Genomic DNA, 26,613 nt, shown 5'->3' with positions numbered 1-26,613 from the left:
TATAATGACGACGAAATTTTTAATGGAGAAAACAAATGAAAAAAATTGCTCTTGCAATGTTGTTCGCTGGTGTATCTTTGATGGCTGCCGATGGTAAAGCCCTAACTGCTAAATGTGCTGCTTGCCATGGTGCTTCTTTCGAAAAATCTGCTCTTGGTAAATCACCTATCGTAAAAGGTTTGTCTGCAGAAGCTATCGAAACTGCTCTTAAAGGGTACAAAGCTGGTACTTTGAACAAAGCTGGAATGGGTGCATTGATGAAAGGTCAAGTTGGAGCATACTCTGACGCTGATATCAAAGCAATCGCTGCTTACATCGCAACAATCAAATAATACCTCGCTCACCGCAAGTGCGGTGAGTCTTTCTCTTCTTCAGAATTTATTCCGGTTTATAATCTCGTTTATTCACTGCTTCTTGCTTACGCTGCTGATTGGCTGCATCGTTGAGTTCCGCTTCGTCATCAAACTGCACTTGATTCATCATTTTCGTCTCATCGTCAAATTGACCGTTTTTAATTCCCCACATAAAAGCCGCCAACGCTATTCCGCCTAAAAAGATCGATGCACCGAGCATCATTGCGATTACCCAACTATCCACAGAATTCCTTTTATCAATTTTGTCCCACAAACATACCAAGAGCCCGACCGCTGGCAGTAGTGCCAAAGCGGTTGGAAGCGTTCTGTTTTTGGGACGATTTTCTTTTCACAGAAACATTTTGCTTCGCAAAAGCGGTTCCCTTGTTTTGATACTTTTCTTATGAAAAAGAAAAGTATATAACTATTTATACAGCCAACGCACCCGCATCGAATTACCGACAACCAAGAGCGAACTAAACGACATCGAAATTGCCGCAATCAACGGTATCACATACCCCATCATCGCAAGCGGAATTGTAATCGAGTTATAGACCAGTGAGATACCAAGGTTTTGTTTAATCAAACCGTATGTCTTACGACTGATCCCGAACGCTTCTGTTAGCGAAGTCAGCGAATCATTCATGAGCACCACATCGCTCACTTCGATCGCGATATCACTACCGTTACCCATAGCGATGGCAATATCAGCGGCGGCTAAAGCCAACAAGTCGTTTACACCGTCCCCCGCCATGACGACAATATGACCATCCTGATGTGCTTTGTCGATAAATGCCGCTTTCCCCTCTGGGGTAAGATGAGCATGTACCTCATCAATCCCCACCTCTTTTGCAACACGCTGTGCCGCCGCTTCATGATCACCTGTGAGCATCACAACACGGAGGTTGGAGCGTTTTAAGTCTTCCATCGACTCATGCGCTCTCGCTTTAGGAAGATCCCGAAGTTCAAACACGGCAACAAGAAGATTATCTACCGCATAGTAAAAAATACTTTTATCGCTTACGGCGTCCACGGCAATACCCAGTTCTTGCATCAACAGTGCATTTCCTCCGGCGACAACTACACCGTTTGCCCGTCCTACCATACCGCGTGCAGGAATTTCACGTACCTCTTCGAGTGTGGTTGAATCTACCTCCTCCTCCGTACGTTCCAAATACTCCAGTACACCTCTGCTGATCGGATGTTTGGATGAAGAAACAAGTGTATGCAATACATTCTGATCAAACGGGTGATGCAGTGTTGCATAAACCACTTCGGGACGTCCTTGAGTTATGGTGCCGGTTTTATCCAATACCACCATCGTCGCTTTTGCCATCGTCTCGATCTGAGCCGCCGATTTAAAGAGAATTCCCCTCTTTGCCCCCAATGCCAATCCTACCAGCGTTGCAACCGGAGTTGCAAGAGCCAACGCACACGGACATGCGATGATAATGACCGAGATCCCGACCATAAGCGCCCTATCAAAACTGTGCGGCCAAAAATACCATCCCCAAAACGTTGCAATCGCCAAAAAGAGAATCGTAGAAGAAAAGTGTTGCGATAGACGATTGGCGAGCTGCTCGATCGAGGGTTTTTGTGCCATCGCATTCTCTAAGAGATTCACCAAATTCGAGAGGGTCGAGTGGGCAAAATCTTTGGTCGTACGGTAATGGATCAAGGCATCAATACTCGTCGTCCCGCTGATGATTTTATCACCGAGGCGTTTGAATATCGGTTCTGATTCTCCGGTGAGGTTGGATTCATCAAAACTCCCCTCCCCCGAGATCACTTCACCGTCGATTGCTGAACGTTCACCGCTACGGATGACGATGATATCCCCCACTTTGACTTCGTTGACATCGACGGATCGGATGGTTTCCCCCTCCACAATACTCACTTCTCGCGGAATATGTTTTCCGATAATATCGAGAGTATCGGCAGCGTTTTTACGGCTAAGGACTTCGAGGAATTTTCCAAAAAGGACAAAGGTGATGATCATCGCTACCGAATCAAAATAGGCTTCCCCTTTTTCAAAGACGGTTATATAGATCGAATAAAAATACGCGAGACTCGACCCGGTCACGACAAGTAAGTCCATCGTAACGGCGCGATTTCGTAACCCGTAATAGGCTCCGCGGTAAAAAATCCATCCGCTGTAGAAAAGTACCGGTGTGGCTAAAAACCACTCCGCCGTATTGAGAATCGTTTTGACGTCTTGAGTTATCCCCGTAAAATATCCGGCATACTGAGCGACGGCAATCCACATCATGTTCATTGTCGCAAACGTCGCTACCGCCATCCGCAAATAATAATCTTTACGCTCTTTATTCGCACGCACTTCCTGCAACGATGCATCATACGGAAAAGCGTTATAACCGATCGCACGGATCATATCGATAATAGCAGAGAGCTTGACGCTCTCGGGATTCCAGGTAATGCGTGCTTTGTTGTTCGTATAGTTGATATGGGCTTCGATCACACCATCCATCTTATGGAGCGCTTTTTCATTTAGCCATACACACGCGGCACAATGGATTCCCTCGATCACGAGAGAGACTTGCAAGAGTCCCTCTTTGGTTGTCGTTACAAAACGCTCATGAAAAGCGGGAGTGTCAAAATTGGTACTTGCTTCGAATTGTTCGGTCGGAGGAGAGAGGGTCGTGTCCCCCATTTTGGAATAAAAACTCTCCAGCCCTTCGTCCTTGAGAAGATGAAAAATCCCGCGGCAGCCGTTACAGCAAAAGCGGTACTCTCCGTCATGGATCATCACTTCATCGCTGAATTCCAGATGACAGTGATCGCATTTGACTTTAGACATATTCAAATTTTCCTGCCGCTTTATTTTTCTTGACTTGATCGTATGGTCCCATAACACCTTGCATCACGATATGAACACCGTGTTTTGCATTGTGTGCATACCCTATCGCCATAGAGAGATTGGCCGTTGCTTCAGTCGGATCAATACTAAAAGGGATCATCGCACCGGTAAAAACGATCACTTTGTCCAATCCCAAACTCGCTACGTATTCGGCACTCAAATCCATCGTATCGGTACCGTGAACAACAATAATCATTGTTTCTTCTAATGAAGAAATCGTATGTGCCAAGACAGAGCGATCATGGTTATCCATCTCCAAAGAATCTTTATAAAGTACCCCTTGGAGCGGAATAGAGATCACCAAAGATTTTACGATTTGTTCGACGGCTAGATTATCGTTTGGAACAAACAGTTCTCCTTTGATCGGATCATACCGTTTATTAAACGTTCCGCCTGTATTGAGTATCCGCATCAAAGAAGCTCCCGCAGTGAGTGAATAATGGTATTGGCTTTCGAAGCTGCAGCTTCGCCGGAGAGGAGAATATTCGTCCCGACTCCCGCTTTCAAAGCGGCTTCGATATCCCGTTCGTTATCCCCGATCATCACGGAGGAGGCCATATCTAAGCCATACTCTTTTTTCGCCGATAACAACATTCCCGGTTCCGGCTTACGGCACTCACATACACCGTCAATACTCTCATGATGAGGACAGTGATAAATATGGGTGATAGTGACACCGAATTCTTTAAAATGTTCTACCATCCATCGGCTGAGATGTGCAAAATCTTCCTCAGTGTAATATCCCCGCGAGATTCCCGATTGGTTGGTCACGATAATAATCAGATACCCTTCATCCTGATAGCGGCGGCATACATCGATAATTCCTTCCATGAGTTCAAAATCTTCGATTTTATGGAGGTAATTTTTCTCGACGTTAACAACGCCGTCACGGTCTAGGAAAAGGGCTTTTTGTGACACTTATGCTACTCCGCCGCCGAAAAGCTCTTTTTCAATAATATCGCAGAGGATATGCCCGATCAGAATATGGGATTCTTGGATACGCGGTGTCGCTTGAGATGGGATGATAATCGCATAATCCGCCATTGCCGCCATCTTACCACCGTCGCGTCCGACGAGAGCTACCGTAGTCACCCCGCGATCTTTTGCCGATTCAAACGCGTTGATGATGTTTTGGGAATTTCCCGATGTAGAGATACCGATAAAGATATCTCCCTCCTGTGCCATCCCCTCGAGTTGACGCGAAAATACTTTGTCATATCCGTAATCGTTTCCGATAGCCGTCAGATTAGACGTATCGGTAGTAAGTGCCAAAGAAGGGATTGAAGGACGGTCAAAACCGTACCGCCCAACCAATTCTGCCGCGATATGCTGTGCATCGGCAGCTGAACCGCCGTTACCGGCCAACATGGTTTTTTTACCCTGACGATAGACCTCGACACACGCTTTTGCAACGGTGACAATGGTTTCCAATAATGCGTCATTTTCCAAAATAGCTTGTTTCGTTGCCGCCGAATCGGCGATTTGTTTGATAATGTAGTTTTTCATCCTGATTCCTTTAATACTTGATACCGGTTAGGGAGCGGACTTTCTCCATGATCGGCTGTGCCGCTGCACTCGCTTTTGCCGCACCGGCATATAAAATTTCTCTCACTTCATCCTGATGCGATTCGAAATAGGCTCTGCGCTCGCGATACGGTCGAAAATATTCCCAAATAACATCATGGGTATAGAGTTTGAAGTGTCCGTGTCCTTCTCCGCCGCGTTTATAACGTTCTTGGAGAGCCACACACTCCTCATAATCCAAAAAGAGCTTGGCAATATTATAGACGTTACAATCCTCATACTCTTTAGGATCTTCCATCGGTACCGCTTCAGTGACAATCTTCTTAATGATTTTCGATTGAATTTTCTCTTCCGAAAAAATAGGGATCGTATTACCGTAACTTTTCGACATCTTTTGTCCGTCAATTCCCGGAACGGTTGCAACGTCCTCATCCACACGAAACTCCGGAAGGACAAAGACATCGCCGTATTGATTATTGAATTTCACTGCAATGTCACGTGCGATCTCAACATGCTGAATCTGATCTTTCCCCACCGGAATCACTTCGGATCCGAACAGTAAAATGTCCGCCGCCATAAGGACCGGATACGAAAACAGACTATGGTTGCTCGCGATCCCTTTGGCTACTTTGTCTTTATAACTATGCGCCCGTTCCAATAATCCCATCGGCGTAAAACCAGACAATACCCAATACAGTTCCAAGACCTCTTTTACGTCCGACTGCACCCAGAAGGTACTTTTTTCCGGATCCATTCCGAGTGCCAAAAAGTCGGTCGCCGCCTGCATCGTCAGTTTTGCCAGCCGCTCCCCGTCGCTGAGGGAACTCATTGCATGATAGTTTGCGATAAACGCAAAGACCTCATGATCCTTTTGTGATTCGATCATAGCTTTGATCGAACCGAAATAGTTTCCGATATGTAAATCGCCTGATGGTTGAATACCCGTTAAAACTCGCACAATATCTCCTTGAACATAAAGTAATTTTACCGCAGAGTCTCTTAAGCTTCCTCTTAAGAAAAGATATGCTATATTTTTCGATAGTTCAACACAAAAAGGATTCATTATGAATGTCCAAATTCGCTCAAAAGAAGTAAAACTTACTCAACATCTAAACGATCATATTGCTACCGCTATTGAAAATTTCAAACGTTATCATTTGGACATTACAACTGTCAATGTTATGATTACTAAAGAGAAAAAAGGGGTTGGCGTCGAGTTTGACATGCACATTGCCCACGCTCAACCCGTCGTTATTTCGGATGTCGACGAAGATCTCGATACTGCAATCGATATGGCGATTGAACGGGCGAATAAAGCCCTTCGCCGTCTCCATGATAAAGTAAAAGACCACCACGCTACTTCACTTCGCGAAATTGAAGTTATCGAAGAAGCCGCTGAGTAACACGATGAGTAAAATCAACGTCGTCTGCCCCCACTGCGGGGGTGTCAATGCCATCCCCGTCAAAGACTCCTATCAAAAAGCTGCCTGCGGGCATTGTAAAGCATCTCTTCTCGATACCAAACCGATCTCAGTCAACACAGAGAGTTTTGATCGGATAATGCTCAATGACGAGCGGCTGATTATCGCCGATTTTTGGGCACCGTGGTGCGGACCGTGCCGAAGTATGGCACCTTCATTCGAAGAAGCCGCTAGAACCTTTCCTCTCAAAGCGCAATTTATTAAAATCAATACGGAAGAGCAGCAACAGCTTGGAGCACGTTTCGGTATCCGATCCATTCCGACCGTCATCGCTTTTAAAAATAACCGTATCGTCGATCAGTTCAGCGGTGCCTTGCCGACTCCCCAAATTATCGCCTTTGTCAAAAAAAATCTGTAACAATTAATCTTTTTTCGCTATCCTTCCATTATCTCGGTTAACGTCCGCACGAAGCAAAGCTCCGCTTGACTACGCTAACGCTGAGTTTCCTTCGGCAGGATGCCCACACGCAGTTACACCGCGCTCATTTTTTCATTTAGGATATTCATTATGTATAGCTGGATTTTGTGGTTTCATATCATCTCTATGGTCTCATGGTTTGCCGTCCTCTTCTACCTTCCCCGCCTTTTCGTTTACCATGTCGAAAACGGAACGAACCACGGGTTTATCGAAGTAGTCGAAGTGATGGAAATGAAGATTTATAAGTACATCGGCGTCCCTGCATTTTGGGCAACATTACTTTCGGGAACAGCCTTGATAGTACTCTCGACCGGACATTACGGAATCAATGTGTTTCAAATGGGGGGATGGATGCACGCCAAACTGACTCTGGTAGCTATCTTGAGCGCTTATTTTTTCTCACTCGGACATTACCGTCTGAAACTCAAAGAAAATACGGCCTATAAAAGCGGGAAGTTTTTTCGAATGTATAATGAAGTTCCCACCCTTCTATTAATGGGAATTGTTGCACTGGTTATAGTAAAACCGTTTTAGTACTCAAAAGCCATGTGGCTTTTGTTTTACCACATTGACCGTTTTTTATGCGGCTGCGGTTTTTTCTTCTGATTTTTCGCTTTCGCTTTAAAGAGTACCGGAGTTCCCTCAAAATCAAACTGCTCTCGCAACTGATTCGTCAAATATCGGCGATAACTGAAATGGAGTCCCTGCGGTTTGTTCATAATCAATGCGATACGCGGAGGACGGATATCGTACTGCGTCGCGAAATAGAGACGGATATTCATCCCGTTGATACTCGGCAGGATATGTTTGCGCATTGCTGCTTGGATAACCTCGTTGAGTTTTCCGGTCGGAATACGCTGTGAATAGTTTTCATTGATTTTGAGGAGCATTTCAAAAATCTTGTGGACCCGCTGTTTGCTCTGTGCCGAAATCGTGATGATCGGAGCGTAGCTCAAAAATTTAAAGCGGTCGCGTACTTCCGCAATAATTTTGTCGTAATCTTCGCGTGGTGCCAAGTCCCATTTATTGAGGACAATCAAACACGCGAGACGGTTTTTATCGACAAAACCGGCAATCTTCTCATCCAAATCCATAAACGGCTGCGACGCATCGAGTACGAGCAATGCGATATCCGCCGTCTCCAACATCTCTTCGGTACGCATCAGGGCATATTTTTCAATCCCGAGAATTTTTCCCCGTTTACGAATCCCTGCGGTATCGATAAAGGTGATCTTTTTATCATTATATTCGATCGTTTCATCGATCGGATCGATCGTTGTTCCGGCTACCGAACTGACCACCGAGCGGTCTTCTCCGAGCAATGCATTAAGGAGTGAGCTCTTGCCGACGTTGACACGACCGATGATCGCGACTTTCATCTGATTGACATCACCAGCTTCGTACTCTTTGACGATACCGCGATACGCTTCCTCGAGCGCTTCGATCGATGTTTCCTCTTCTTCGTCATCTTCTTCGGGAATAAAGAATCCATCATCTTCATCCTCATCAAACTCTTCATCATCTGAAGATGCTCTCAAAGCGGCATCAAAACCGTCCATCTCATCTTCTTCAGCCACTTCAGGTTCAGGGGCTACGATAGAAGAGTCCGGAAGCTCTGACGCAATCCAATTCAAAAGTGGCAAAACCGATCGATTATGGGCAACTGAAATACCGAAAATACGATCCGTACCGAATTCATAATATTCCCAAAGCTTCTCTTGCATTTTGTCATTATCGATTTTATTGACGACAAGCGCGATCGCTTTTCCCATCGATTCAAGTTCATAAAAAAGTTTTTTATCGTCTTCTTCCGGAAGACTTTTACCGTCCACCATAAAGAGGATAATATCTGCTTCATGTGCCGCTTTAAGGGATTTTTCCTTGATCCGGTCGAACAGCTCACACCCTTCGTCCAAACCGCCCGTATCGAGTATCTCTACTTCTTTGTCCACCACGACGGCAACCCGTTTTTTGACATCTCTCGTCGTCCCGGCCTGCTCAGAAGTAATGGCATCACGCTGTTTGAGCAAACGGTTAAAAAGGGAACTCTTGCCGACATTCGGACGACCGATAATCGCTAATTTTTTCATACATTTCCTAGTGTTTATGCCGTTGCGAGATGGTAACCTCGCTCGGCTGAGCGCACAATGCGTTAATAGCTGCGCTTTCTTTAATTGATATTATATTATAGCGCAGATGCCCTTATGATATGATTTCAAAATGATATACTATGATTATAAACGATTTTGTACCGATGTTCAACTCTTAAGTGTACAATGCAAACCTTTTGAGGCCGATACGATTCTCGCTGTTGCACGAGGGGGAATGAGCCTTGGTCACGCCCTTTCTATGGCTTTAGACATTCGCAATCTGCACAGTATTCGGGTAGAGAGTTACGACGGAGATGCGCAACGCGAAAAGGTGAGTATCTTAAGTCACTGCGATCTCAGCTGTTCGCGACACGTTCTTATTGTGGATGATATTGTTGACAGCGGTAAGACACTTATGACGCTTCTCCCAATGCTCCGTCTACAAAATCCCTTATGCGAATTTAAAGTGGCGACTCTCTTTACCAAACCAAGCGCCCTCATGCAACCTGATTTTTCCTTACACGAAGCTACGGATTGGATCGACTTTTTTTGGGAAAGAGATTTTTTAAAAAAGGGTTCGCTATAATCCGCTCAACCACAAAGATTTTACATTTCCTCTAAGGATTTTTATGCCTAAAGAATATATTTTTACCTCTGAATCGGTCACCGAAGGGCATCCGGACAAAATGGCCGATCAGATCAGTGATGCTATTTTAGACTACATCATTGAGCATGATCCAAAAGCGCGTGTCGCATGTGAAACACTTGTTTCAAACGGTTTTTGCGTTATCGCGGGTGAGCTAAAAACAACATCGTATGCTCCGATGCAGGAGATCGCCCGTCAGGTTGTCCGTGAAATCGGCTATACCGACGCAACCTACGGTTTTGATTACCGCTCGTGCGCCGTACTCAACGGTATCGGCGAACAATCTCCCGATATCAATCAGGGAGTCGATCAAGAAAGCGGTGAAATCGGTGCAGGAGATCAGGGATTGATGTTTGGTTATGCCTGTCGTGAAACCGATGTTTTGATGCCTTTGCCGATTTATCTTTCTCACCGTCTTGCTGAACGTCTTGCACAAGTACGCAAAGAAGGGATTATCCCATATCTTCGCCCGGATGGAAAAACGCAAGTCAGTATCCGCTATGTCGATGACAAACCGGTCTCTGTTGAAACCGTTGTTGTTTCCACACAACATGCTCCGGAAATCTCTCAGGAAAAACTTCATGCCGATGTCATCGAAGAAGTTATTAAATACGTTATCCCTGCAGAGCTTATGAGCCCGAATATTGTCTATCACATCAATCCAACCGGTAAATTTGTCATCGGCGGTCCGCAAGGAGATGCAGGTCTAACAGGCCGTAAAATTATTGTCGATACGTACGGCGGAGCCTGCCCTCACGGCGGGGGTGCATTTAGCGGAAAAGACCCGACCAAAGTAGACCGTTCAGCCGCTTATGCCGCTCGCTATGTTGCTAAAAATCTTGTTGCATCCGGTGCATGTGAAAAAGCAACCATTCAAGTCTCTTACGCCATCGGTGTCGTAAAACCTATTTCTATTATGGTGAATTCTCATGGAACCTCCGTTGTTCCTGAAGAAAAACTGGAGAGTTGCGTAAAAGAGCTCTTCAACCTTACGCCGAAGGGCATTATAGAATCTCTTGATTTATTACGCCCGATTTATCGAAAAACGGCGGCATACGGCCATTTTGGACGGGAACTTCCTGAATTTACATGGGAAAAAACCGATAAAGTTGATGCCATCCGCGCGTATCTCGGTCTATAATTCTCTTTCCGTAACACTCTATCCATAATCTCTATTGAACCCCCTATTTTTTTAGGTGGGTTTAAAATTCTTCTGTTATAGTTACCCCATATTTATCAACCAAGGAGAACCCTATGGCAGTAGTCATTAATGATACCTGTATTAACTGCGGCGCTTGCATCGACGAGTGTCCGGTAGAAGCGATCGTAGACGAGGACGATAACCCAACGGGTGAAGAGATCTATTACGTTTACGCTGACAAATGTGTCGAGTGTGTCGGTCACCATGATGAGCCTGCTTGTGCAACAGCTTGTCCGACTGAGGGTTGTATCACATGGGATGAAATCGGTGCAAGTCCTGCTCACCGCGATGATGTAACCGCTGAAATGCGTTCTTCAAAAGCAAACGTCGTTAACTAATACACTGAGAGAACCGAGGGGATTTATTTCCCTTTGGTTACGCTCATTTCCTCCCTTTTTCTTTCTTTTCCGATCTTTAATCTTACTTAAATTATTGTTTGGCTATAATCCCGTTCTATTTTTTACACACAAAACAGGAGCATTGATGGAACAAACGTTGTCAATCATCAAGCCTGACGCCGTAGCAAAAGGTGTCATTGGAAAAATTTTAGATCGTTTTGAGACAGATGGTCTTAAAATTGCAGCTATGAAAAAAGTTCAGCTCAGCCGTCAAGACGCTGAAGCATTTTACGCAGTACACGCTGCTCGCCCTTTCTTCAACGATCTCGTTGACTTTATGGTAAGCGGTCCTGTTGTTATTACAGTTCTTGAAGGCGAAAACGCTGTTCTACGTAACCGTGACTTGATGGGTGCAACAAACCCTAAAGAAGCAGAAGCTGGAACAATCCGTGCTGATTTCGCTGAAAACATCGATGCTAATGCTGTTCACGGAAGTGATTCAGTTGAAAATGCTAAAAATGAAATCGCATTTTTCTTTTCAGGCCGCGAAATTTCGTAATTGCCATGAAAATAGCATTTAAAAAATTGGGATCACAACCGCTTCATTTTGAGGCAAATAGTGACAATGCCTTTTTTTCAGGTGATTTGATCATGAAAAAAAGTAATCTTGCCCAATTAAACGGTACAATTACAGGGAGTATTTCGATTCCCTGCGATCAGTGTGCCGAAGAGGTAGAACGATCTTTAAATGAAGAGATTACTTTCTACCTTAGCGACGGGATTTATGAGGGCAACGACGAAGAGTTGGATGTCGTCGAAATCGACAAATCGATGATTGATTTGGAAGAACTTCTACAATCAGAAATCGAATTGATTAAAAGCGACTATTTTTGTTGCAAAAACTGCGAAGGAACCTCGTTAGATCGAGAGTTCTGATAAGCGCACGAAGTGCATCGGGCTTCCTGCCGAAGGAAACCCAGTGTTAACGTAACCGGGGGGATGTATTCACCCGGTGTTTAAACTTAAACAAGAAAGGACTATAAAAGATGGCAGTACCTAAAAGAAGAGTGAGTCATTCTCGCGCCGCAAAACGCAGAACTCACTATAAAATTTCTCTTGCTCGTCCGGTCAAAGACAAAGACGGCACGTACAAATTGTCTCACTATGTCAACCCGACAACCGGTGAGTACAAGTAATCGATGATTAGAATTGCAATTGATGCAATGGGCGGGGACTTCGGTCCCGAACCGATTGTTAAAGGGACACTTGAAGCACTCAAAGAAAAGAGTTTTCAACCAATTCTAGTTGGTAAAAAAGATGAGATTTTATCTTTATTACCCAAGGGCTATAAAGATAAAATTTTAATTGTTGAAGCGGATGACGTTATCGACATGAGTGATGCCGCAACAGATGCACTCAAGCGACAAGACAGCTCGATTTATAAAGCGGTTGAACTCGTGCGTAACGGTCAAGCTGACGGAGTTGTCAGTGCCGGTCACAGCGGTGCGACGATGACACTTGCTACGCTTCGGCTAGGACGTCTTAAAAATGTACTGCGTCCTGCATTGGTTACTTCCATGCCGACAAAAAGCGGAAAGCGAAGTATCTTGATGGATGCCGGCGCCAATGTCGACTGCAAAGCAGAACATTTGTTCCAATTTGCTATCATGGGATATTATTATGCCCATGATATGTACAAACTGAGTGAACCTCGCGTCGGATTGCTTGCTAACGGTGAAGAAGATTCCAAAGGGAATGAAATTACCAAAGAAGCCTTCAAATTGCTTGAAGGGCAAAGAGGGTTTATCGGAAACGTGGAAGGGAATAATATCTTTGACGGAAGCTGCGATGTCATTGTATGTGACGGCTTTATCGGTAATCTGGTACTTAAAGCTTCCGAAGGGGTTGCGTCAACGATCAGTTTCTTTATCAAAGAATATATCCGGAAATCGCCGATAGCGATTACCGGGGCATTGTTGATGCGCAAAGTGTTCCATCTTCTTAAAAAAGAGATCGATTATGCTGAAATCGGAGGAGCACCTTTGGTCGGTATCAAAGGGTGTGCTATCGTCAGTCACGGGAAAAGCAACCCTAAAGCAATTAAAAATGCTATTTTTCAAGCTATCCGTTATGTAGATAACGGCGTAAACGAACATATCGAAAATCGTTTAGAAGAGCTAAAAAAATAACTTCGATCCCTTATAAAGGCTAACCATGTACGCTGCGTTTCGTTCCATCGGAGCTTATGTTCCCTCGAAAATTTTAACCAATGCCGAATTAGAGGTAATGGTTGATACCAGTGATGAGTGGATTACAAAACGGACCGGAATCAAAGAGCGTCATATCGCAGCTGCTGATGAGCGAACCAGCGATATGGGTGTAAAAGCAGCGCAAATCGCGATTGAACGCTCCGGTCTGGCAAAAGAAGAGATCGATATGATCGTCTGTGCTACTATCTCACCGGATTATTTTTGTATGCCCTCAACCGCGACCATCATTGCCACTAAACTTGGTCTCGGTAAAGTCATGGCGTATGATATCTCGGCTGCCTGCACCGGATTTGTGTACGCACTCAGCATTGCAAAAGCATTTATCGAATCCGGAATGAAAAAAAATGTATTGATCGTCGGTGCCGAAAAACTCAGTGCCATTACGGACTATACCGATCGCGGAACCTGTATTCTCTTCGGTGACGGTGCCGGGGCTGCCGTTATCAGTGCAACTGAAAATAAAAATGAAGCAGTTATCGATATTCACACTGGTTCAGACGGCTCTTTCGCGGATTTGTTGATGACGCCTAACGGCGGAAGCGGATCGGCGCATGATGAACTCGACCGTGAAGCTGCGGGGTGCTTTATGCGTATGAAAGGAAACGAGACCTTTAAAGTCGCAGTCCGTACTCTCACTGCCGATGTGGTCGAAATTTTGGAACAAAATAACATTGAGTCTTCCAAAATTACCCATTTCGTCCCTCATCAAGCCAACTACCGTATTATCAAAGCAGTCGGTGATGCACTTGAACTCAAAGATGAACAGGTCGTTTTGACGGTCGAAAAATACGGTAATACATCCGGAGCATCGATCCCAATGGCGATCAACGACATCTACGAATCAGGAACATTGCGTGAAGGCGATTTGATGCTTCTTGATGCGTTCGGCGGCGGATTAACATGGGGTAGTGCCCTTGTTCCGTTTGCAGGAAAAAATATCTAAATATTGTTACACTATCGAATCTTTTTAAAGGTTCGATATGATTTACTCCAATCCTCTCATTTATATTGAAATCCACGACAGTGAAATACCCTGGCTTAAAGTTTTTACGCATACGCATCACAAAGAATTTTCAGAATGTACACGTGAAGAAAAAGAGTCTATTTGGGAATCTTTAGACATCATTGAAAGAAAAATGCTTGCCTATTTTAAACCTGATAAAATCAATATCGCCTCATTCGGGAATATGTTGCCGAGAGTACACTGGCATATAATGGCACGCTATGCAAATGACAGCTATTTTCCGGAACCGATGTGGGGAGTTAAACAAAGAGAGGGATTGGTGTCAACAGCTCCGATGGAGCTGTTTATAGAAGAGCTAAAAGTTGAATTAACTTCTAGGTTTGCTGCTAGCTGAACGATTACCGCCGCTAAAACTGCGTGAACGATCTCCTCGATCGTTTCCGCGCTCGCCGCCGCCACTGCGTTCTCCGCCTGCATTGCGATCATTATTGCCACGGTATCCGCCACCGCTTGCGTTACGGTCATTGCTACCACGATATCCGCCACCGCCGCTGCGATTACGGTTGAAACCGCCGCTGCGTTGTCCGCCACGCTCATTACCTCGACGCTCTAGATTATGAAGAATTTTTTCCAAACGCTCTGCTGCGATACCGATATTATTCGGTCCCTGTACGGTATTGCGTTCCATCAACACAGAGATCAATTTATAGGCTATTTGCTCTTGATCGTAATCTTGTTTCAATAAATCCAATACTTTGTGCGCTTCGTCATAAATATGCTGTTTTTCGATTTCATTAACCAAACGGGTTACTTGAGCCTCTTTAACATCCAATTTACTTGGAATATAAGCATGTTCCATCGTAGTTCCGACTTTTGCACGGATACGTTGAAGCTCTTTAAATTCCATCGGAGTTACCAGGGTAATCGCTACCCCTTTTTTACCTGCACGGCCGGTACGGCCGATACGGTGAACATAACTCTCAGGGTCAAACGGGATATGGTAGTTGAAAACGTGTGTAACATCATCGATGTGCAATCCGCGCGCTGCAACGTCAGTTGCGATCAATACGTCCACTGCATCGGTTTTAAGCCCTTTAATAACACTCTCACGTTGACGTTGTTCCATATCTCCGTGAAGTCCTTTTGCTGAGTATCCGGCAGCTGAGAGGACATTGGAGAGACGATCAACCTCTTTCTTGGTTCGGCAGAATACGACTGTTTTTTTCGCATCTTCCGCATCCATCAAACGGATAATCGCATCATCCCGCTCTGATTCTTCAATAACATAGTATTGTTGAGTAATATCCGTATTCGTTGTCTCAGATTTTGTAATCGAAGCAAAAAACGGATTTACCAAAATACGTTCAGCCAACTGTTTAATCGGAGCCGGCATTGTTGCAGAGAAAAGCAATGTTTGACGTTCAGTCGGCAAATAGCTGAAAATTTCATTGATATCGTCCAAAAAGCCCATATCAAGCATTTCATCCGCTTCGTCCAAAATGACGGTTGAAGGGGTAAATCCTTTAAGCATATTACGGCTCAACATATCCAACAAACGTCCCGGAGTTGCGATGATGACTTGCGCACCGCGTTCGATCAAATCCATCTGACGGTTGTATGATGAACCGCCGTAAATCGTTACAGTACGTGCACCCAAGTGCTTACCGTATTTGAAAATTTCATCACTGACTTGATTCGCAAGTTCACGTGTCGGAGTGATGATAAGGGTTTCAATTCCCCCTTTTAAATGCATTTTATTCAATGCAGGAAGACCGAAAGCAGCTGTTTTACCGGTACCGGTATGGGCTTGTCCTACAACATCACGCCCTTCCATAATAACCGGAATAACCATTTGTTGAATCGGGCTTGGTGTTTTAAATCCGGCATGACGGATGCTTTGCATAATCTCTTCGCGGAGACCGAAATCTTCAAATGTCGCGAGATTTTCTTCTGTGATTGGTGTTTCTATTACGTTCATGATTTACCTTTTTATATACGCCATCGGAAACCATTCCGACCAGTTACGCTTGCCCACTCATGGGGGAGAGAAATTTTAGTGAGGATAAGTTGGATTCTCATCCGCGAGGGCACCTTTGAAAAAGATTCGTCAATCTCTTTAGAAGGTACCCAAAATTCAAATGGAATTATAGCTGAAGTTTACATAAAATACCATGATAGTATCAGTATTAGAAAACATAAAGATAACCTTTAGTTTCAAATCGTTTATATTTTGTCTGATTTTTTTAAACTTTTAGAACTATACTTCCAAAAAATCAATCTAAATTACCAGGAGTCAAATATGTTCAATGTAAAAATGGAAAAAGAGTGCGGCTGTTTCAAACGAAGCGGTATGGAAAGCATTAAAACATTTGCAAACAAAGATGATGCGTTAATTGAAGCAAAAGAGTGGGCTGAAGAGATGAATGAAACATTTTGTCAAAAACATAATTTTTCAATTGTTGAAGAGGGAAACGATCTTATTATTAAAGTCGAAATGAACTAAGGGGATATCCCCTTAGAGTTTTAGATTTACTTTTTTAATCACCATTTTCTTCGACCAAATCGGATCTTTCAGGTCTAACAATCCCCGTACTTCATCATTGACCAATCGATACGAAACACTGACAAGAACTTGATTCACACCCGAGTACATTGGCAATGTCAAGGTTTTTGAACCTTGTGCAGGGATTGATGCACTGTCTTGAGTTTTTGCAGCCAAATGGGCAATAGTAGGTTTATTGCGTTTGCTGAGATAGTGCGTTGTCAAAGAAAGCGTATCATTCTTGATCACTTTGTTGCCGTTCATATATTGCACTTCGACTAAAATTTCACGTGATCCGAATCCGCTCGGCAATGCATGCGGTTGGGGGTTCACTAATGTCACATCCAGACCGCCCGCACTTTTACGTACCTCTACCTTTAATGCATCCTGCCACATACTTTCAACGTGTCCGCCTTTAAAACCATGTTCACGAATAAGACGCTTATGTGCCTGCCCGTTTACATCGCGCAATGTTGCAGCAACGCCATCTTTGCGCGGACTCATATGACAATCAACACACTGTTTTCCGCCGCTTTTGAATTCCACTTGCATATCAATAAAACGGTGCCCCTCTTCGGAAGTATCGTTGGCATGACACACAAAACAGAGCTGATTCGGATTTGTATCCATGAAATCGCGCTGTTCTACTTTGTGATAAGGTGATTTGGCATCCCCGTAAGGCCCCGTCATAATGCCTGATGGCATCCAGCTGACACGATTAATACCCCGTTTCGAGTCCGGAAGATTATCATGAATTTGATCTATGTTATGACATACAACACAATTGATTCCTTCTGATATTCCGTTATTGTTGATCGCTTTTGTCGCAGCGGAATCTTTATCCAGTTTCAGTGCTGCGATTGCTTCATATTCAGCACTGGTAGAGGTAACGGAGATACGCGGATTGTGGCAAGCGGCACATTCGATTTTGATTGTATTAAGCGATTTTCGATTATCTTTGCGGGCAACATAATCAATCGTTTTACGAAGATATTCATCATTGTCGTAATGAGATTTTGCATGCCATGAGCTATCCCACTGCCTTACAATATGACTGTGACACGCTTTACATTTACCCGAATCTTTAAATTTATCGCCAACCTGAACCACTTCAGCAGCATAAAGACTCAACCCAACTATTGCCAATAACCATAACGAACGCATGCATACCCCTTATCGATGTTTATTTAACCAAACCATTAAACCTTTTTGTGCGTGGAGACGATTTTCGGCTTCTTCGAATATTAAACTTTGTTCCCCCTCGAGAACGCCTTCACTTACTTCGACACCGCGATAAGCAGGAAGACAATGAAGGAAAATAGCTTCTTTATCGGCTAACGACATAAGTGCCTCATCTACGATATACCCTTCAAATGCCCGTATCCGCTGAGACTTTTCTTCTTCCTGTCCCATCGAAATCCATGTGTCCGTCGTTACGACGGTAGCACCCATGACAGCTTCTTTCGGATCATTCGTAATAACTATTTTTCCGCCGCTTACCTCGCAGAAACAAAGAGCATCCGCAATGACAGCCGGATCGCATTCATATCCTTTCGGGGTTGCAATACGCAGTTCGAAACCGAGTTTTCCGGCAAGCATCAGCCATGAATGGGTCATATTATTGCCATCACCTACATAGGCTACGATCGGATTTGTATCTTTGCCGCACTCCATCATCGTCATATAATCAGCAAGAAGCTGGACGGGGTGATAACTGTCGCTTAGACCGTTGATCACAGGGACTTTCGAATAACGGGCAAACTCTTCGAGCATCGCTTGCTCATAGGTACGGATCATAACCATGTCACACATGGATGAGATAACGCGTGCCGTATCTTTTACCGGTTCGCCGCGCCCCAGATGGATATCACGATTTGAAAGAAACAGTGCATGTCCTCCGAGTTGGTACATCCCCACTTCAAAACTCACCCGCGTACGCGTAGAACTTTTTTCAAAAATCATTGCTAATGTTTGATTTGCAAGTCTCGGCTTAAACTCTTTGGCTTTGACCTCTTTTTTAATTTCCAGCCCGATGTCGAGAATTTCTAATATCTCTTCTTTGGTATAGTCTTTTAAGGTTAAAAAATGTCTCACGTACGTCCTTCGATACAAAAAACAATCATATCATAAAAAAAATTCATTAACAATTCTACCTCAGCAGAGGCAAGCTTTAGTGCCTTAGCGGCTAGCGTAGCAAAAGGGTTGAATTCCTTTTGCGTTCAAATCAAGATAGTAGTGCTGCTACTTCTTTAGCATGGTAACTGATGATAATATCGGCACCGGCTCGTTTAAACCCTACCATAGTCTCTATCATCACACGGTTGTAATCGATCAACCCTGCCGCTCCGGCATGTTTGAGCATCGCGTATTCGCCGCTGACATTGTATACCGCGAGAGGTAATTGAGACGCTTCACGTATGTCTCGGATAATATCCAGATAGGCTAAAGCCGGTTTTACCATCAAAATATCGGCCCCCTGTGCCTCATCGACTAAACTTTCACGTATCGCTTCACGTCGATTTGCCGGATCCATTTGATAGGTCGAACGATCACCGAAACTCGGAACCGATTCGGCAACATCACGAAACGGTCCGTAATACCCGCTGGCAAACTTGGTCGAATAGCTCATAATCGGAAGATTCACGTATCCGCCGCCGTCAAGTGCATCACGAAGCGTTGTAATGATCCCGTCCATCATCCCTGAGGGTGCAATCATATCGGCACCGGCACGGGCATGTACCAAAGCTTGCTGTGCTGAAATGCCAAGCGTTAAATCATTATCAACCGTCTCATGCACATGATCCAAAATCCCGCAGTGGCCGTGATCGGTATACTCACAGAAACACAAATCGGTCACGACAAACATCTTCGGATACGCACGCTTAATCGCACGAACTGCCGTCGCGATGATCCCATGGTCGCAAAGGGCATCGGAACCGACAGAGTCTTTAACTTCAGGGATACCGAAAAGGATAATCGAATAAATTCCCAAAGATTGAAGAAGCTCACACTCTTTTAAAATTTCGTCCAAACTCATCTGATACACACCGGGCATAGACGAAACTTCGGTTTTAATCCCCTCTCCCGGTCGAACGAACAACGGATAAATAAAATCATTGACACCTACATGGGTTTCACGAACCAATGATCTGAGATGTGAATTAAGACGAGTACGACGAAAACGATCCATAAAAATGCTCCGATATAAATGTTGAAGTAAGTGTAGCAAGTGTTAGATTAAGAAAAGAAAATTATAATTGCCACATGAATACAGAAATGAAATTTGAAAAATCCGCCATTGCTAATCTTCCAAGTAAATATGGCAAATTTAAGATCCGTGCTTATAAAGAAGGATGTCAAGAACATCTTGCAATTTTTACAGAAAATTTTGAGCAACAAGAGTCCCCATTGGTTCGTATCCATTCCGAGTGCCTTACCGGTGATACATTGGGCAGCATCAAATGCGATTGCAACAATCAACTGCACAAAGCCCTTAAACTGGTCGCCGAAGAGGGCGGATTGATTATTTATCATCGTCAAGAGGGGCGGAATATCGGTCTGCTCAATAAAATCAACGCCTATGCACTTCAAGATCAGGGACGCAATACGATCGAAGCCAATGTTGAGCTTGGATTTGCCCCGGATCAGCGTACTTATGACGTCGTGGGAGAGATATTCAAAGATTTTGGTCTAACGAAAATTCGTCTTTTGACCAATAATCCGGCAAAAGTCTCTGTGGTGGAAAATTTGCATGTCGAAATTACCGAAAGAGTCCCTGTCATCATCGATCCGAATCCTCATAATGAAGGATACCTTCGTGTTAAAAAAGAACAAATGGGACACGATTTATGAATCATTTAAAACATCTTTTAGCAAGCCGCAATCTTACACTTCCGAATGATTTTATTGAAAAAGTGGAGGAGTACAAAACGCTGCTGGAAAAATGGAATAAGGTTCATAACCTCACAGGTGCTAAAACACTGCAACAAATCGATGAATTCATCGTCGATGCCATCACCCCTATTAATTTTCTCCCTCCCATCAATAAAGCAATGGACATCGGAACCGGTGCCGGATTTCCGGGGATGATTTTAGCGATAGCCATGCCGGAAACCCGGTTTACTCTCGTAGAGCCGCTCAGTAAACGTGCCAGTTTTTTACAATTTGTGAAAGCGGATTTAGGCTTGGAGAACGTAGAGGTGAAAGCGGTACGGGTCGAACAATTACCGAGCGAACCGTATGACCTCATCACTTCGCGTGCCGTAACCGATACGGACATGCTGCTCAAACTCTCAGAGCCGTTTTGCACCAAAGGGACGCTTTTGCTCTTTTACAAAGGGGAAAAAGTGTATGATGAAGTTAATGAATCACTAGATTACACCATTATTGAAGCAGAAAACCGCCATTATCTGCTAATAAAGAGATAACCATGAAATTTTTACTGTTTGTCGGATTTTTGAGTGCCGTTTATTTTCTTTTTTTCAAGAAAAAGTCGCTTACACCTCCCTCTTCGGATACTTCTTCCGAAGAGGCAATGATTCCGTGTGTCAAATGCGGTACCTATGTACAGGTGAAAGAAAGTTTTATGCGTGAGGGAAAATACTACTGCTCACGTGAATGTTTGGAGAGCTAAATGTTGTTATTCGGTCACCCGTACATTCCCTCTGAGACGTTTTACCATATCGATGCGATCGAAGCCGTACGTCTCACACCGGCAAATTCCGTCGTCACCTTATTTTTTGCCCCTGAAAATCTCGATATCATCGATTATCTGCGTCAAAACAGTGTCCGCTTTGCTCTTCATATCGAAACGATTACCGATGCGGTCCTCGGTGAAAATCTAGGGGCGGCATACCTCATTGTCAGCCCTAAAAACGGACCTGAAATCCAAAGCGTCGCGGAACATTATCTCTTTGATGCCAAAGTGTTGGGATATGTCGAAGATATGGACCATTTGGAAAGTTTGATCGATATGCGTCTCGACGGCGCAATTTTTGCCGATGCCATTATTAAGATAAATACTTAGAAAATCCATTCCCTTTTTAAATCTTTATCCAAACATGCCAATATCTCATACCCGATGGTTCCGACCGCACGGGCGTAATCGTTGGCATTATCAAAAATCACCAGTTCATCCGTATCGCTCGCAAAACTTGCACTGTCCATTGATATACGTCCCCGAAGGGGCACCCCCTGCGGGGTTACATAGCGGTTAGAAGCAAGCCGATCCAGCCCGTTGGCATATCCCAAATCATAGGTACTGACCACTTCATCAGAACACGCTTCGTAAATACCGTTGTAGCCGACCCGCTCTCCCGCTTTTAGCACTCTTGTAGCAATCTTATCCCCGCACAGAGAAAGGACGCTCTTGAGTTCAGGCTGCGGCAGAGTTGAGTCCATTTCCAAACACCCGTACAGTGCGATTCCGACCCGTACCATATCATCCGTGCATTCGGATGAGCGAAAGGTTCCGGCAGAGTTTGAAATATGAAATCTAAGATTCCATCCGTACTTTTTTGCTAATTCAGACGCTTCTTGTTTGATTTCATCAAATATTCTGCGCTGCCAAAACCACTCTGAGCTGAGTGTATCCGCGGCTCTTAAATGGCTCATAACCCCGATACAGACCAACCCCTTTTGTGCCATTGCTTCAAAAGCTTCTCCCAACTGCTGCGGAGCAATCCCATGACGATGCATTCCCGTATCAATTTTAAGCTCTACTCGCGTTCCGCTCGGATACGCTGATATTTCTTCAAATGAATTGATCGCATAACTGATTTTTGGATGTGCTCGCGTCGCTATTTGTCCAAGGATCAAAACATTCTCAAAAAAATCTACAATTTCATCCGCTTCCCGCTCAAGACGGACGACTGCTTGCTTGACACCGTAGTGTGACACTGCTTCTGCTATCATCACAGCACTGTGCCCATACGCGTTATCTTTTAAAACGACTGCGATTTTATCTTTTCCACCGACTTGGTGTGCGATAATGTCAAGATTATGAATGAGTGCCTCGCGGCTAAGTTTAATCGATGCCATGTGTTCCCTAAAGGGTTAGATGGTGAAATTATAGATCAAGGTTAATTAATGCGTTATTTCCCAGCCGAATTTGAACCCCAAAGTTTTGTCCAGCTCATTTTTCCCCATCCGCAAAGCGATTGGGCACCTTACCTCGAAGAAGCAAGAGCGTGTTTTGTCAATATAGCAACCGCTGTTGCCCGCTATCAACCCTGCCTTGTTATCTGTGATGATGTTGAGCTTGTCAAAGGGTACTTCCAATCCCATGATAATCTCATTTTCATAGCGTATCAAACAAACGATACATGGGCACGCGATTGCAGCGTACTCAGTGTGATCGACGAAGATGAAGACGAACCGCTGCTGCTTGACTTTACGTTCACAGGATGGGGCGGAAAATTTGACGCTTCAAAAGACAATGCGATGAGCTCCTCTATCGCTCATATTTACGGTGCACCTATGGAAAAAGTGAACCTGATCTTAGAGGGCGGCGGTATCGAAACAAATGGTGCCGGCTCATTGCTCACTACGGCAGAGTGCCTTCTCAATCCTAACCGAAATCCCCATCTCGATAAAAAGGGGATGGAGAAAGAGCTGAAAAAACATTTCGGCGTAGAGCAGATACTATGGCTGAATCACGGTTATCTCGCCGGTGACGATACCGACAGCCATATCGATACCTTGGCCCGGTTTATCGATACGGATACGATCATGTACGTCAAATGCGACGATCAAAACGATGAACATTATGAAGCACTCAAAAAAATGGAAGATGAGCTCAAAGCTCTGCGTGATGTTGAGGGCGAACCGTTTAACCTCATCGCGTTACCGATGACGAATCCGGCTTTTTACGATGACGAACGTCTTCCCGCAACGTATGCCAACTTTTTGATTATCAACGATGCGGTTTTACTTCCGGTATACAATGACCCGCACGATACTGAGGCAATCGAGATTTGTAAAAAAGCGTTTAGAGGGCGCGATATCATCCCTCTTGACTGCTCCGTACTCATCCGACAGCACGGCTCTCTCCACTGTGTAACGATGCAGTTCCCGGAAGAGGTGTCCCTACGAATGGAATAAAAGGGTAAAGCCGTTAAAAAGGAAATAGCCTGAAGCGGCTAAAAGAATGATCGTTAAAAGTATTTGTTTTTTATTCATGGGAAGAAGTGTAACATAAAAAGTAAAAGCCCGGATTTACGTGATTTTCACCATCGGCTTAACACTAATGTAACACTTCTTTTCTACACTTTCTTCATAATTATCTTAAGGATTTCAAGTATGAAGATCTATACTCTTCTCTCGTTGGCGGCAGTTGCTGCGCTCGCTACCGAACCCGTCACTATCCAAAAAATTACGGTAAAAGCCGATACCCAAAAATCAGATAACAAAACAATCGAAGCAAATGAAATCGTCCAATTTTCACGTCAAAGCGATCTGGGAGAAATGCTCTCCGGCGCTCTGCCTGAAATCACCCATGTTCGCACAACAGCAATCGGAAACGATATTGTTTTACGCGGATTTAAAAAAGACAATCTCAATATAACGATTGATGATGCCAAAGTATGCGGTGCCTGTCCAAATCGTATGGATCCACCCGCTATGCACGTCTCTTCAAGCCAAATTGCCGCAGTTGAAGTTCTAGAAGGTCCGTTTGACGTCACACAGTTCGGAAGTCTAGGCGGTAAAATCAACGTAGTCACCAAAGATCCGGAGAAAGGGCTGCACGGAGAAGTTTCTGCTACCCTCGGCAGCTATGATTACCGTAAAATTTCTACGACTGTCGAAGGGGGTAACGATTCCGTACAAGCACTCGTCGGATACAGCCGTGAAACCAGCGGCCAATACAAAGACGGCAACGGAAAAACCATGACCGAACAAGCCGATAGCGCATCGATGCCTGGGCAACGCTACTCCGCCGCACATAAAAATGATGATGCCTATGCACGCCAAAACTTTTGGGCAAAAGTTGTCGGCAATATCGGCGACAATCAGAAACTCACACTAAGCTATTTTGGTGACCGTGCCGATGATGTCCTCTATCCCCGCTATCCGATGGACGCACTAAAAGACAATACGGATATGTTTAAAGCCAAATACCAACTATTCGATTTAGGAACTTTTTCGCATGAACTGATGATAGAAGCCTATCATTCCAAAGTCGAGCATGAAATGGGAACCGATTTCAGAGCAGGAGCTACAAGTGCGGCAACCACAATGGTTTCCCCTGTGGATGCAACGATCAAAGGAGTCCGTATTGAAAACAGCACATTTGCCAATGAAACCGACATAACACTTGGACTCGATCTTTCTACCCGCAACTGGAACGGAACAAAAGGGAACCGGATCAATCCGTATGCGACCGTCCAAATCCCTGATGCCGATACGAATAACGTCGGTCTTTATGCCAAAGCTTCCCAATCTTTCGGAGCTATGGATATCAGCGGCGGCCTTCGCTATGATGATACGAGTATCGATGCGGATCAATCGTTAATGGCCAGTGCGAAAGATCGGGATTTCTCAGACTTAAGCGCAAATGTATTAGGTCGCTATCACTACAGCAACAGCGGCAATTTCTTTGTTGGATTAGGACAATCTTCCCGTGTACCGGATGCAAGAGAACTCTATTTTGCAGGCGGTATCGGTAACACAAACCTGAACGAAACCATCAACCGTGAAATCGATATGGGAGTTGAACAGACTTTGGGTAATTTGCATCTCAAAGGGACACTCTTTTACAGTAATTTAAAAGATTATATCTATGCTTATAAAACCGGTGTTGGAACAAATACTTCTTATGCCAATATCGATGCACAAATTGTCGGCGGTGACATTACAGCCGATTATTTTATCACCAATGAATGGTCATTAAGTTCAGGGATCGCTTATCAAAAAGGGACGAAAAAAGATACTTCACAGCTCGATGTATTGAGTACAGCTCCCCAAACAGACAAAGATTTAGCCGATATTCCGCCGTTGAAAGGGAGAGTTGCATTAGTATTTGATGATTCAAAAAATTATGCGGCAGCCGAATGGATTGCAGCAAAATCACAAACCTATGATCAAAACAACGGCGAACAAGCGATCAGCGGTTACGGAATCCTCAATCTCAAATACGCTACCGATTTCGGTAACGGGTTCTCTCTCAGTACAGGGATTAATAACTTCTTTAATCGTACGTATGCAGTCAGTAACAGCTATATCGGGCTGACAACCTTGATGGAAGGGGCTCAGCCTCTTGTGCTCAATGAACCGGGGCGCAATCTCTACGCAACTCTCAGCTATAAGTTCTAACCCTAAACTGTTTCGTCCTTTCCCGCATCATGCGGGAACTACAGTTGATTTTCCAAAAACCATCCGAACCCAAACATCAATCCCGGTGTCTTGGCTTTGGTCTCATCCATCACAAATCCTCTGGCCTCGCTAAGCGGAATCTCTACAACTTCTATCGATTCAACATCAACTCCTCCACCCTCGCTGACGCGCATGGCTTCATTGACACGGGCGGCATACAGTGTTTGCACCGATCCGGCAAATCCTACAGCAGTATAAAAAGATGTTATGCGTTCAATCTGCTCTATCGGAACATGATAGCCGCACTCTTCGAGTATCTCTTCATGGGCGATTTCAACAAGTGACTTCTCTTTATCGACAATTCCGGCACACAGTTCATAAGTGTACCCATCGTTGTTTTTTAGATAGACGGGAGGACGAAACTGTTTTACAACCACCAATGAGTCCCGCTCTTCATGATATAAAAGAATAGCGACACTGTCATGTACTTCAACCATGTCCCATATTTTTGGAAGATCATGTTGAACATATTCAATCCGTTTCGGCTTGACATATTCGGAGTATTCACACTCGACTATTCTCACATTTTTGATCAT

Annotated in this window: 33 protein-coding genes; 20 read left to right on the top strand and 13 right to left on the bottom strand. The window is 44.4% G+C overall.

The features are described from left to right. Positions 1 to 35 precede the first annotated feature (35 nt). Positions 36 to 332: a c-type cytochrome gene (locus tag PHE37_RS04160; protein ID WP_299995636.1), complete on the top strand. Its 297-nt coding sequence runs from the start codon at positions 36 to 38 to the stop codon at positions 330 to 332. Between the two features lie 46 nt (positions 333 to 378). Here PHE37_RS04160 and ccoS read toward each other — a convergent pair whose 3' ends face one another. The 6 genes from ccoS to trpS all read right to left on the bottom strand — a co-directional run bounded on the left by ccoS (position 379) and on the right by trpS (position 5,713). Beyond that, positions 379 to 597 carry a cbb3-type cytochrome oxidase assembly protein CcoS gene (gene ccoS / locus PHE37_RS04155; protein ID WP_299995637.1) on the bottom strand — a complete coding sequence of 73 codons (219 nt, stop codon included), beginning with the start codon at positions 595 to 597 and terminating at the stop codon, positions 379 to 381. Positions 598 to 777: 180 nt separating this feature from the next. After that, positions 778 to 3,171, bottom strand: coding sequence for a heavy metal translocating P-type ATPase (locus tag PHE37_RS04150; RefSeq protein ID WP_299995638.1), 2,394 nt, complete (start codon positions 3,169 to 3,171; stop codon positions 778 to 780). After that, positions 3,164 to 3,643, bottom strand: coding sequence for an asparaginase domain-containing protein (locus PHE37_RS04145; RefSeq protein WP_299995654.1), 480 nt, complete (start codon positions 3,641 to 3,643; stop codon positions 3,164 to 3,166). The genes PHE37_RS04150 and PHE37_RS04145 overlap by 8 nt, the downstream gene beginning before the upstream one ends. Further along, on the bottom strand, positions 3,643 to 4,149 hold the full coding sequence (gene gmhB, locus PHE37_RS04140; RefSeq protein ID WP_299995640.1) for a D-glycero-beta-D-manno-heptose 1,7-bisphosphate 7-phosphatase: 507 nt from the start codon (positions 4,147 to 4,149) through the stop codon (positions 3,643 to 3,645). The genes PHE37_RS04145 and gmhB overlap by 1 nt, the downstream gene beginning before the upstream one ends. Next, positions 4,150 to 4,737, bottom strand: coding sequence for a D-sedoheptulose 7-phosphate isomerase (gene gmhA, locus PHE37_RS04135; RefSeq protein WP_299995642.1), 588 nt, complete (start codon positions 4,735 to 4,737; stop codon positions 4,150 to 4,152). It abuts the gene before it with no gap. Positions 4,738 to 4,747: 10 nt separating this feature from the next. Then, positions 4,748 to 5,713, bottom strand: a complete 966-nt coding sequence (gene trpS, locus PHE37_RS04130) for a tryptophan--tRNA ligase (RefSeq protein WP_299995643.1) — start codon at positions 5,711 to 5,713, stop codon at positions 4,748 to 4,750. A 106-nt stretch (positions 5,714 to 5,819) separates the two neighbouring features. Here trpS and raiA point away from each other — a divergent pair, with 106 nt between their 5' ends. The 3 genes from raiA to PHE37_RS04115 all read left to right on the top strand — a co-directional run bounded on the left by raiA (position 5,820) and on the right by PHE37_RS04115 (position 7,188). After that, positions 5,820 to 6,158, top strand: a complete 339-nt coding sequence (raiA, locus tag PHE37_RS04125; RefSeq protein WP_299924941.1) for a ribosome-associated translation inhibitor RaiA — start codon at positions 5,820 to 5,822, stop codon at positions 6,156 to 6,158. Between the two features lie 4 nt (positions 6,159 to 6,162). Next, a complete protein-coding gene (gene trxC, locus PHE37_RS04120; protein ID WP_299995645.1) occupies positions 6,163 to 6,594 on the top strand; it encodes a thioredoxin TrxC in 432 nt (143 codons plus the stop codon). A 150-nt stretch (positions 6,595 to 6,744) separates the two neighbouring features. Further along, positions 6,745 to 7,188: a CopD family protein gene (locus tag PHE37_RS04115; RefSeq protein WP_299995647.1), complete on the top strand. Its 444-nt coding sequence runs from the start codon at positions 6,745 to 6,747 to the stop codon at positions 7,186 to 7,188. Positions 7,189 to 7,214: 26 nt separating this feature from the next. Here the strand turns inward: PHE37_RS04115 and der are convergent, their stop codons facing one another. Continuing rightward, positions 7,215 to 8,744 (bottom strand): ribosome biogenesis GTPase Der, encoded by a 1,530-nt coding sequence (der, locus tag PHE37_RS04110; RefSeq protein ID WP_299995648.1) that lies wholly within the window; start codon positions 8,742 to 8,744, stop codon positions 7,215 to 7,217. A 130-nt stretch (positions 8,745 to 8,874) separates the two neighbouring features. Between der and PHE37_RS04105 the strand changes: the two genes are divergently transcribed. The 9 genes from PHE37_RS04105 (at position 8,875) to PHE37_RS04065 (ending at position 14,557) form a co-directional block, all read left to right on the top strand. Beyond that, the gene (locus tag PHE37_RS04105; RefSeq protein ID WP_299995650.1) at positions 8,875 to 9,330 is read left to right on the top strand and encodes a phosphoribosyltransferase family protein; all 456 of its coding nucleotides are present in this window, start codon (positions 8,875 to 8,877) and stop codon (positions 9,328 to 9,330) included. Between the two features lie 43 nt (positions 9,331 to 9,373). Next, complete coding sequence (gene metK, locus PHE37_RS04100) at positions 9,374 to 10,531, top strand: methionine adenosyltransferase (RefSeq protein ID WP_299995652.1); 1,158 nt, start codon at positions 9,374 to 9,376, stop codon at positions 10,529 to 10,531. Positions 10,532 to 10,644: 113 nt separating this feature from the next. Then, on the top strand, positions 10,645 to 10,929 hold the full coding sequence (locus PHE37_RS04095; protein WP_299924959.1) for a 4Fe-4S dicluster domain-containing protein: 285 nt from the start codon (positions 10,645 to 10,647) through the stop codon (positions 10,927 to 10,929). Between the two features lie 145 nt (positions 10,930 to 11,074). After that, positions 11,075 to 11,488 (top strand): nucleoside-diphosphate kinase, encoded by a 414-nt coding sequence (gene ndk / locus PHE37_RS04090; RefSeq protein WP_299924962.1) that lies wholly within the window; start codon positions 11,075 to 11,077, stop codon positions 11,486 to 11,488. 5 nt (positions 11,489 to 11,493) lie between these two features. Next, on the top strand, positions 11,494 to 11,865 hold the full coding sequence (locus PHE37_RS04085) for a YceD family protein (RefSeq protein ID WP_300008233.1): 372 nt from the start codon (positions 11,494 to 11,496) through the stop codon (positions 11,863 to 11,865). A gap of 110 nt (positions 11,866 to 11,975) precedes the next feature. After that, positions 11,976 to 12,125, top strand: a complete 150-nt coding sequence (gene rpmF, locus PHE37_RS04080; protein WP_013461018.1) for a 50S ribosomal protein L32 — start codon at positions 11,976 to 11,978, stop codon at positions 12,123 to 12,125. Between the two features lie 3 nt (positions 12,126 to 12,128). Beyond that, positions 12,129 to 13,118: a phosphate acyltransferase PlsX gene (plsX, locus tag PHE37_RS04075; protein WP_299924967.1), complete on the top strand. Its 990-nt coding sequence runs from the start codon at positions 12,129 to 12,131 to the stop codon at positions 13,116 to 13,118. Positions 13,119 to 13,143: 25 nt separating this feature from the next. Then, positions 13,144 to 14,142, top strand: a complete 999-nt coding sequence (locus tag PHE37_RS04070) for a beta-ketoacyl-ACP synthase III (protein WP_299997459.1) — start codon at positions 13,144 to 13,146, stop codon at positions 14,140 to 14,142. Positions 14,143 to 14,179: 37 nt separating this feature from the next. Beyond that, complete coding sequence (locus tag PHE37_RS04065; protein WP_299997462.1) at positions 14,180 to 14,557, top strand: HIT domain-containing protein; 378 nt, start codon at positions 14,180 to 14,182, stop codon at positions 14,555 to 14,557. Here PHE37_RS04065 and PHE37_RS04060 read toward each other — a convergent pair. After that, positions 14,531 to 16,141, bottom strand: coding sequence for a DEAD/DEAH box helicase (locus tag PHE37_RS04060; RefSeq protein ID WP_299997465.1), 1,611 nt, complete (start codon positions 16,139 to 16,141; stop codon positions 14,531 to 14,533). The two genes, PHE37_RS04065 and PHE37_RS04060, sit on opposite strands and share 27 nt — an antisense overlap. A gap of 321 nt (positions 16,142 to 16,462) precedes the next feature. Here PHE37_RS04060 and PHE37_RS04055 point away from each other — a divergent pair, with 321 nt between their 5' ends. Next, entirely contained in the window at positions 16,463 to 16,666 is a 204-nt protein-coding gene (locus tag PHE37_RS04055) for a hypothetical protein (protein WP_299997467.1), read from the top strand. Between the two features lie 12 nt (positions 16,667 to 16,678). On the opposite strand, the gene PHE37_RS04050 is transcribed toward PHE37_RS04055, so the two are convergent. From PHE37_RS04050 to hemB, 3 genes are all read right to left on the bottom strand, one after another. After that, positions 16,679 to 17,869: a multiheme c-type cytochrome gene (locus PHE37_RS04050; RefSeq protein WP_299997470.1), complete on the bottom strand. Its 1,191-nt coding sequence runs from the start codon at positions 17,867 to 17,869 to the stop codon at positions 16,679 to 16,681. A 9-nt stretch (positions 17,870 to 17,878) separates the two neighbouring features. Continuing rightward, on the bottom strand, positions 17,879 to 18,799 hold the full coding sequence (gene argF, locus PHE37_RS04045; protein WP_299997473.1) for an ornithine carbamoyltransferase: 921 nt from the start codon (positions 18,797 to 18,799) through the stop codon (positions 17,879 to 17,881). Positions 18,800 to 18,929: 130 nt separating this feature from the next. After that, a complete protein-coding gene (hemB, locus tag PHE37_RS04040) occupies positions 18,930 to 19,895 on the bottom strand; it encodes a porphobilinogen synthase (RefSeq protein ID WP_300008231.1) in 966 nt (321 codons plus the stop codon). A gap of 86 nt (positions 19,896 to 19,981) precedes the next feature. Here hemB and ribA point away from each other — a divergent pair, with 86 nt between their 5' ends. From ribA to PHE37_RS04020, 4 genes are read left to right on the top strand one after another with little or no spacing between them, the layout of a single operon-like run. Next, positions 19,982 to 20,557, top strand: coding sequence for a GTP cyclohydrolase II (gene ribA / locus PHE37_RS04035; RefSeq protein WP_299998104.1), 576 nt, complete (start codon positions 19,982 to 19,984; stop codon positions 20,555 to 20,557). Then, complete coding sequence (gene rsmG, locus PHE37_RS04030) at positions 20,554 to 21,132, top strand: 16S rRNA (guanine(527)-N(7))-methyltransferase RsmG (protein WP_299998106.1); 579 nt, start codon at positions 20,554 to 20,556, stop codon at positions 21,130 to 21,132. Before ribA ends, rsmG begins: the two co-directional genes overlap by 4 nt. Positions 21,133 to 21,134: 2 nt before the next feature. Beyond that, entirely contained in the window at positions 21,135 to 21,338 is a 204-nt protein-coding gene (locus PHE37_RS04025; protein WP_299998108.1) for a PP0621 family protein, read from the top strand. Continuing rightward, the gene (locus PHE37_RS04020; RefSeq protein ID WP_299998110.1) at positions 21,339 to 21,731 is read left to right on the top strand and encodes a hypothetical protein; all 393 of its coding nucleotides are present in this window, start codon (positions 21,339 to 21,341) and stop codon (positions 21,729 to 21,731) included. On the opposite strand, the gene PHE37_RS04015 is transcribed toward PHE37_RS04020, so the two are convergent. Then, positions 21,728 to 22,744 carry an alanine racemase gene (locus PHE37_RS04015; RefSeq protein ID WP_299994335.1) on the bottom strand — a complete coding sequence of 339 codons (1,017 nt, stop codon included), beginning with the start codon at positions 22,742 to 22,744 and terminating at the stop codon, positions 21,728 to 21,730. The genes PHE37_RS04020 and PHE37_RS04015 overlap by 4 nt on opposite strands. A gap of 48 nt (positions 22,745 to 22,792) precedes the next feature. On the opposite strand from PHE37_RS04015, the gene PHE37_RS04010 reads away from it, so the two are divergent. Then, positions 22,793 to 23,806 (top strand): agmatine/peptidylarginine deiminase, encoded by a 1,014-nt coding sequence (locus tag PHE37_RS04010; protein WP_299994337.1) that lies wholly within the window; start codon positions 22,793 to 22,795, stop codon positions 23,804 to 23,806. A gap of 198 nt (positions 23,807 to 24,004) precedes the next feature. Further along, a complete protein-coding gene (locus PHE37_RS04005; protein ID WP_299994339.1) occupies positions 24,005 to 26,017 on the top strand; it encodes a TonB-dependent receptor in 2,013 nt (670 codons plus the stop codon). A gap of 38 nt (positions 26,018 to 26,055) precedes the next feature. On the opposite strand, the gene PHE37_RS04000 is transcribed toward PHE37_RS04005, so the two are convergent. Continuing rightward, entirely contained in the window at positions 26,056 to 26,613 is a 558-nt protein-coding gene (locus PHE37_RS04000) for an NUDIX hydrolase (protein WP_299994341.1), read from the bottom strand.

The organism is Sulfuricurvum sp. (assembly GCF_028681615.1).
Lineage (GTDB): Bacteria > Campylobacterota > Campylobacteria > Campylobacterales > Sulfurimonadaceae > Sulfuricurvum.
This window is presented reverse-complemented; position numbering and strand designations above follow the sequence as displayed.

Bases quoted from the DNA above. Each gene is read 5' to 3' on its own strand.
- PHE37_RS04160 (WP_299995636.1), top strand. From the start codon at position 36: ATGAAAAAAATTGCTCTTGCAATGTTGTTCGCTGGTGTATCTTTGATG.
- PHE37_RS04150 (WP_299995638.1), bottom strand. From the start codon at position 3,171: ATGTCTAAAGTCAAATGCGATCACTGTCATCTGGAATTCAGCGATGAA.
- PHE37_RS04145 (WP_299995654.1), bottom strand. From the start codon at position 3,643: ATGCGGATACTCAATACAGGCGGAACGTTTAATAAACGGTATGATCCG.
- gmhA (WP_299995642.1), bottom strand. From the start codon at position 4,737: ATGAAAAACTACATTATCAAACAAATCGCCGATTCGGCGGCAACGAAA.
- raiA (WP_299924941.1), top strand. From the start codon at position 5,820: ATGAATGTCCAAATTCGCTCAAAAGAAGTAAAACTTACTCAACATCTA.
- trxC (WP_299995645.1), top strand. From the start codon at position 6,163: ATGAGTAAAATCAACGTCGTCTGCCCCCACTGCGGGGGTGTCAATGCC.
- PHE37_RS04115 (WP_299995647.1), top strand. From the start codon at position 6,745: ATGTATAGCTGGATTTTGTGGTTTCATATCATCTCTATGGTCTCATGG.
- der (WP_299995648.1), bottom strand. From the start codon at position 8,744: ATGAAAAAATTAGCGATTATCGGTCGTCCGAATGTCGGCAAGAGTTCC.
- PHE37_RS04105 (WP_299995650.1), top strand. From the start codon at position 8,875: ATGATATACTATGATTATAAACGATTTTGTACCGATGTTCAACTCTTA.
- metK (WP_299995652.1), top strand. From the start codon at position 9,374: ATGCCTAAAGAATATATTTTTACCTCTGAATCGGTCACCGAAGGGCAT.
- PHE37_RS04095 (WP_299924959.1), top strand. From the start codon at position 10,645: ATGGCAGTAGTCATTAATGATACCTGTATTAACTGCGGCGCTTGCATC.
- ndk (WP_299924962.1), top strand. From the start codon at position 11,075: ATGGAACAAACGTTGTCAATCATCAAGCCTGACGCCGTAGCAAAAGGT.
- PHE37_RS04085 (WP_300008233.1), top strand. From the start codon at position 11,494: ATGAAAATAGCATTTAAAAAATTGGGATCACAACCGCTTCATTTTGAG.
- rpmF (WP_013461018.1), top strand. From the start codon at position 11,976: ATGGCAGTACCTAAAAGAAGAGTGAGTCATTCTCGCGCCGCAAAACGC.
- plsX (WP_299924967.1), top strand. From the start codon at position 12,129: ATGATTAGAATTGCAATTGATGCAATGGGCGGGGACTTCGGTCCCGAA.
- PHE37_RS04070 (WP_299997459.1), top strand. From the start codon at position 13,144: ATGTACGCTGCGTTTCGTTCCATCGGAGCTTATGTTCCCTCGAAAATT.
- PHE37_RS04065 (WP_299997462.1), top strand. From the start codon at position 14,180: ATGATTTACTCCAATCCTCTCATTTATATTGAAATCCACGACAGTGAA.
- PHE37_RS04060 (WP_299997465.1), bottom strand. From the start codon at position 16,141: ATGAACGTAATAGAAACACCAATCACAGAAGAAAATCTCGCGACATTT.
- PHE37_RS04055 (WP_299997467.1), top strand. From the start codon at position 16,463: ATGTTCAATGTAAAAATGGAAAAAGAGTGCGGCTGTTTCAAACGAAGC.
- PHE37_RS04050 (WP_299997470.1), bottom strand. From the start codon at position 17,869: ATGCGTTCGTTATGGTTATTGGCAATAGTTGGGTTGAGTCTTTATGCT.
- hemB (WP_300008231.1), bottom strand. From the start codon at position 19,895: ATGGATCGTTTTCGTCGTACTCGTCTTAATTCACATCTCAGATCATTG.
- ribA (WP_299998104.1), top strand. From the start codon at position 19,982: ATGAAATTTGAAAAATCCGCCATTGCTAATCTTCCAAGTAAATATGGC.
- rsmG (WP_299998106.1), top strand. From the start codon at position 20,554: ATGAATCATTTAAAACATCTTTTAGCAAGCCGCAATCTTACACTTCCG.
- PHE37_RS04025 (WP_299998108.1), top strand. From the start codon at position 21,135: ATGAAATTTTTACTGTTTGTCGGATTTTTGAGTGCCGTTTATTTTCTT.
- PHE37_RS04020 (WP_299998110.1), top strand. From the start codon at position 21,339: ATGTTGTTATTCGGTCACCCGTACATTCCCTCTGAGACGTTTTACCAT.
- PHE37_RS04015 (WP_299994335.1), bottom strand. From the start codon at position 22,744: ATGGCATCGATTAAACTTAGCCGCGAGGCACTCATTCATAATCTTGAC.
- PHE37_RS04010 (WP_299994337.1), top strand. From the start codon at position 22,793: ATGCGTTATTTCCCAGCCGAATTTGAACCCCAAAGTTTTGTCCAGCTC.
- PHE37_RS04005 (WP_299994339.1), top strand. From the start codon at position 24,005: ATGAAGATCTATACTCTTCTCTCGTTGGCGGCAGTTGCTGCGCTCGCT.
- PHE37_RS04000 (WP_299994341.1), bottom strand. From the start codon at position 26,613: ATGATCAAAAATGTGAGAATAGTCGAGTGTGAATACTCCGAATATGTC.